At 66.3% G+C, this 5,067-nt stretch carries 7 protein-coding genes; 2 read left to right on the plus strand and 5 right to left on the minus strand.

Translation table 11 applies throughout. The features are described 5' to 3' along the window. From VIR62_RS02925 to pyrE, 5 genes are all read right to left on the minus strand, one after another. A partial coding sequence (locus tag VIR62_RS02925) for an AI-2E family transporter (RefSeq protein WP_431868554.1) occupies nucleotides 1-673 on the minus strand: 673 nt, incomplete at its 3' end. After that, nucleotides 670-1,533: a signal peptidase I gene (gene lepB / locus VIR62_RS02930; protein WP_431868564.1), complete on the minus strand. Its 864-nt coding sequence runs from the start codon at nucleotides 1,531-1,533 to the stop codon at nucleotides 670-672. The genes lepB and VIR62_RS02925, both read right to left, overlap by 4 nt. Before the next feature lie 23 nt (nucleotides 1,534-1,556). Continuing rightward, a complete protein-coding gene (acpS, locus tag VIR62_RS02935) occupies nucleotides 1,557-1,973 on the minus strand; it encodes a holo-ACP synthase (RefSeq protein ID WP_431868556.1) in 417 nt (138 codons plus the stop codon). Nucleotides 1,974-2,084: 111 nt separating this feature from the next. Beyond that, nucleotides 2,085-2,816 (minus strand): pyridoxine 5'-phosphate synthase, encoded by a 732-nt coding sequence (locus VIR62_RS02940; RefSeq protein WP_431868558.1) that lies wholly within the window; start codon nucleotides 2,814-2,816, stop codon nucleotides 2,085-2,087. Beyond that, nucleotides 2,813-3,397 carry an orotate phosphoribosyltransferase gene (gene pyrE / locus VIR62_RS02945; protein ID WP_431868559.1) on the minus strand — a complete coding sequence of 195 codons (585 nt, stop codon included), beginning with the start codon at nucleotides 3,395-3,397 and terminating at the stop codon, nucleotides 2,813-2,815. The genes VIR62_RS02940 and pyrE overlap by 4 nt, the downstream gene beginning before the upstream one ends. A gap of 182 nt (nucleotides 3,398-3,579) precedes the next feature. Here pyrE and coxB point away from each other — a divergent pair, with 182 nt between their 5' ends. Both coxB and VIR62_RS02955 read left to right on the plus strand, forming a co-directional pair. Beyond that, nucleotides 3,580-4,695: a cytochrome c oxidase subunit II gene (gene coxB / locus VIR62_RS02950; protein ID WP_431868561.1), complete on the plus strand. Its 1,116-nt coding sequence runs from the start codon at nucleotides 3,580-3,582 to the stop codon at nucleotides 4,693-4,695. Beyond that, nucleotides 4,695-5,067: cbb3-type cytochrome c oxidase subunit I (locus tag VIR62_RS02955; RefSeq protein WP_431868563.1), on the plus strand; the 373-nt coding region annotated here is incomplete at its 3' end. The genes coxB and VIR62_RS02955, both read left to right, overlap by 1 nt.

Below are 5,067 nucleotides of genomic sequence, written 5' to 3' on the forward strand. Positions count from 1 at the left end.
CTTCCACCGCCATGCCGAGCAGGCGCCCGGCCATCAGGCGGCGCAGGGTGTAGGCCATGCGATCGATGGTGCGATAGAAGCCGTCGCGGCTGCGCATCGGCAGCATCCAGCCGACGCCGCGCTCGTAGAGGCGCGGCTCGACCGCGACGAACAGGCCGATGACGATGATCAGGAACAGGCTGGTGACGGCGCCGAAGACGCTGGTGACCGCGTAGGTGAGCTGCCCGAGCGACCCCATCACCTGCTCCAGTATCTGCTCGACCTGGATGCTGCTCGGAACGAAGCCGAAGCTCGCCGCCCATTCGAGCGCGCGGTTCGCCTGGCTGGTGATGACCTCCTGGAAATTTCCGGCCTGCTGGGCGATCTGCATGCCCGCCAGCGCGATCGTGCCGGCGAGGAAGGCGAGGGCGGCGAGCGAGACGAGGGCCAGCCGCCCGCCGCGGCCGATCGGCAGGACGCGGCCCAGGAGGCGGGTGCCGCCGTCGAGCATCGATGCGAAGACCAGCCCGCCGACGATCAGCAGCAGCGGCTGGGAGAGGAAGGCGATCCCGATGATGGCGAGGGCAAGCCCGAGCCAGACGCTGGCCCGCTTCAGCTCCTGCCGGATCAACGGGTCGTGTATCTCCGTCGGGCCCGGCTGCTCGACATGGGGATGACCGGGCTCGTCCGTCATTGCGCGGTGGCCGCCTCGTCCGGGTGGAGCGAATCGCCGGCACGGCCGCCGCGAAGCGCGGTGAACCAGCTGACCGGGTTCAGATATTCCGACGATCCGTCGAGCGAGAAGGTGATGAACTCGGCGCGGCCGCCGATATTCTCATAGGGGACCGGGCCGTCGAGGCCCTGCCGTTCGGCGGCGACCCGGCTGTCGGCCGACTTGTCGCGGTTGTCGCCCATCAGGAAGACATGCTCCTCGGGAACCGCCGTCTTCGGGAAATCGTCGACTTCGGAATAGCCCATGTCGATCGTCGTGTAGGAAACGCCGTTGGGAAGCGTCTCGCGGTAGAGGGGCAGACGGCAATATCGCTGTCCGTCCGGCCCGGTGACGCGATGATCGCCGAATTCGTCGGGATAGCAGGGGATATTGTCGTCGATCTGGATCATCGCCGGCGGCAGCTCCACGCGCCTTACCGGAACGCCGTTGATGATGAGGTGGCCGTCGATCATCTCGATCGTGTCGCCGGGCAGGCCGACGACGCGCTTGATATAGTCGGACGTCTGTCCCGGCGGCGTGACGATGACGATGTCGCCGCGCTCGGGGAGCGATCCGAACAGGCGGCCGTCCGTCGGCGGCAGCACGTGGAAGCTTGGCGACACCCAGGACCAGCCATAGGGGAATTTGCTGACGACCAGCCGGTCGCCCTTGAGCAAGGTCGGCATCATCGATTCCGACGGGATGTAGAAGGGCTTGGCGATGAAGCTGTGGAAGGCGAGCACGGCGAGGATCAGCCAGAATATGGCCTTGATCTCGCTCCACCAGTCGGTGCCGCCGCTCTTAGCGGCCTTGTTCTCGTCTGTGGCGCTGGTGTCGGTCATCGCGTCGACGGGGTCGCTGGCGCTCACCCTTGGGCTCCTTGGTTGGGACTGGCGGTGAGGATGACGAACGCCTGGGCGAACGGATGATCGTCGGTCATCGTCAGATATATCGAAACGGCGTGGCCGTCGGGGGTCATCTCGTCAAGTCTCCGCTTCGCGCCGCCGGTGAGCGCCAGCGTGGGTTCGCCCGACGCTTTATTGACGACGCCTATATCCTTCATGAACACGCCGCGCTTGAATCCGGTCCCGACCGCCTTGGAGAAGGCCTCCTTGGCGGCGAAGCGCTTGGCGTAGGTGCCGGCGCGCGTGTGCGGACGGCGCGCGGCCTTGGCGCGTTCGACGTCGGTGAACACCCGCCGCTCGAACTTCTCGCCCCAGCGGTCGAGCGAATTCTGAATCCGTTCGATGTTGCACAGGTCGGAGCCGATGCCGATGATCATGACGGCTCCTTCAAGCCGTCACCCCGGCGAAGGCCGGGGTCTCGTTGAGACGCGCCGAGACTTCTTGTCCTGAGATCCCGGCCTTCGCCGGGATGACGGAGAGAGGCGAGATCATCCTCGTGCCTCATCCATCAGCGCGCGCATCTTGGCAACGCTTGCCTCGAAACCCGTGAATATCGCCTCGCCGACCAGGAAATGGCCGATGTTGAGCTCTGCTAGCTGCGGGATGGCGGCGATGGGGGCGACATTGTCGAAAGTGAGGCCGTGGCCGGCATGAGGTTCGATGCCGTTCTTGACGGCGAGCGCGGCCGCCTCGGCGATGCGGCGAAGCTCCTCCGCCTGCGCCTCGTTGTCGACATGGGCATAGCGGCCGGTGTGGAATTCGACCACGGGCGCCTTCAGGCGGATCGCCGCTTCCACCTGCCGCGGATCGGGCTCGACGAACAGGCTGACCCGGATATTCGCTTCGGCGAGGCGCGCGACGAAGGGCGCGAGATGATTATGCTGCCCCACGGCGTCCAGCCCGCCCTCCGTGGTGCGCTCCTCGCGCTTCTCGGGGACGATGCAGGCGGCGTGCGGGCGGTGCCGGAGCGCGATCTCAAGCATCTCCTTGGTCGCCGCCATCTCCAGGTTCAGCGGGATGGCGAGATGCTCCATCAGCCGGTGGATGTCATCGTCGGTAATGTGACGCCGGTCCTCGCGGAGGTGGGCGGTGATCCCGTCCGCGCCCGCCTCGGCCGCCGCAAAGGCCGCCCGCACCGGATCGGGATGATCGCCGCCGCGCGCATTCCGGATCGTCGCCACATGGTCGACATTGACCCCCAGGCGCAGGCGCCCGCTCACGCGGCCTTCCGGCTCCCGGGCTTTTCCGCCGGTATTGAGGCGAGGTCCCGCGGCAGGGCGCCGGCCTCGTAGGTCGGCACGGTGATGCGGACCAGCGGGAAGAAGGGGACGCCGAGGTTCGCCTCGCCGTTGGAGCGGTCGACCAGCGCCGCCGCCGCGATCACCTCGCCGCCGGCTTCCTCGACCGCCTTGATCGCTTCGCGAGAGGAAAGGCCGGTGGTGACGACATCTTCCATCAGCAGTACCTTCTGGCCCGGCTTCAGGCGGAAGCCGCGGCGCAGTTCGAAGGTGCCGGTCGGCCGCTCGACGAAGATCGCCTCGACGCCGAGCGCGCGGCCCATCTCATGGCCCGCGATGATTCCGCCCATGGCCGGCGAGACGACCATTTCGATCGCGCCGCGAATGTCGCGCGGCATCGAGGCGGCCAGTGCGGAGGCGAGCCGGGCGGCGCGCATCGGGTCCGCCAGCACGCGCGCGCATTGCAGGTAGCGCGGGCTGTGCAGCCCCGAGGAGAGGATGAAATGCCCCTCCAGCAGCGCGTCCGCAGCGCGGAATTCCGCCAGAATCTCGTCTTCGCTCATGCTTGGTCCCCGGTGCTGCTTTCGCCCGAGGCCAGATAGGCCGACGCGGCTTCATCATCAAGCTTTGCTCAAAAACTTCCCCGCACTTGAGGCGCGCATTTCCGCTGCTATAAGGCGCCCAAACTTACCCATTCCGCGACCGAATCCATGCCCATCCTCCCGGACGGGCCCAAGGGGTTTAGATGAAGACTCTGATAAAGCTAATTGCCGTCGCCGCTGCGTTCGGCCTGTCACCTGCCGCGGCTCTCGCGCAGGATGTCCTTCCGGCCCAGCCGGCGCAGGAACTGGTGGCCGAATCCCAGGCCGATCCGGCGCAGCCCGAGGAAGCGTCGCCCGACCAGGCGGCGGTCAATCCCGAAGAGCCCAGCGACGCGACGGTCGCGGCGAGCACCTATGCGAGCCAGGTCGTCCCGGAGCCCGGCGTCGGCCAGCCCGACGGCCGCATGATGCTGCAGGACCAGTTCACGCCGATCGGAGAGGAAGCGGCCTGGTTTCACAACGTCATCCTGCTGCCGGTGATCACGGCCATTTCGATCCTGGTCCTGGTGCTGATGGCCTGGGTGGTCATCCGTTACCGGCGCGCCGCCAATCCAACCCCGTCGCGCACCACGCACAACACGCTGATCGAGGTGATCTGGACCCTGGTTCCGGTGATCATCCTCGTCATCATCGCCGTGCCCTCGATCCGGTTGCTGGCGAATCAATATTCGCCGCCGGACGCCGACCTCACCGTCAAGGTTACCGGCAACCAATGGTATTGGACCTATAGCTACCCCGATCATGGCGATTTCGAGATCGTCTCCAACATGCTGTCCGACGAAGACGCGGCGGCGCGCGGCGAGCCGCGCCTGCTCGGCGTCGACGAGCGCATGGTCGTCCCGGCCGGCGCGACCGTGAAGCTGATCGTCACGTCGAACGACGTCATCCACGCCTTCGCCGTTCCTGCTTTCTGGGCCAAGATCGATGCCGTCCCCGGCCGCCTCAATGAGACATGGTTCAAGGTCGACAAGCCCGGCGTCTATTATGGCCAGTGCTCGGAGCTGTGCGGCGCGCGCCATGCCTATATGCCGATAGCCGTCGAGGTCGTTGCGCCTCAGCAGTTCGCGGCCTGGGTCGCCTCCAAGGGCGGCACGATGCCGGGCGCCGCGCCGACGCCGGTCGCAGCCTCCGACGCGATCGACGAAACGTCTGAAACGACGATGCCCGATATGCCCGAACCCATTCTGGTGAACGCCACCAGCACGGCCGTCACCATTGAGCAGGCCGCGACGTCCAATCCTTCCGAGGTTGCAGAATAATGACCGACACGACCGCCAATACCGTCCATTTCCAGGCGGATCACGCCCATGAGGCGCACGCACACGAGGACCACAAGCCGGGCTTCTTCGCGCGCTGGTTCATGTCCACGAACCACAAGGACATCGGCACGCTCTACCTGATCTTCGCGATCATGGCGGGCATCATCGGCGGCACCATCTCGGGCCTGATGCGCTGGGAGCTGATGGAGCCGGGCGTCCAGTATCTGGAAGCCTGGTCAGGCGCCGCTTCGTTCGACGAGGCGCTGCACCTCTGGAACGTGCTCATCACCGCGCACGGCCTCATCATGGTCTTCTTCATGGTCATGCCAGCGATGATCGGCGGCTTCGGCAACTGGTTCGTGCCGCTCATGA

The sequence above is a fragment of the Allosphingosinicella sp. genome, assembly GCF_036570505.1.
GTDB lineage: Bacteria > Pseudomonadota > Alphaproteobacteria > Sphingomonadales > Sphingomonadaceae > Allosphingosinicella.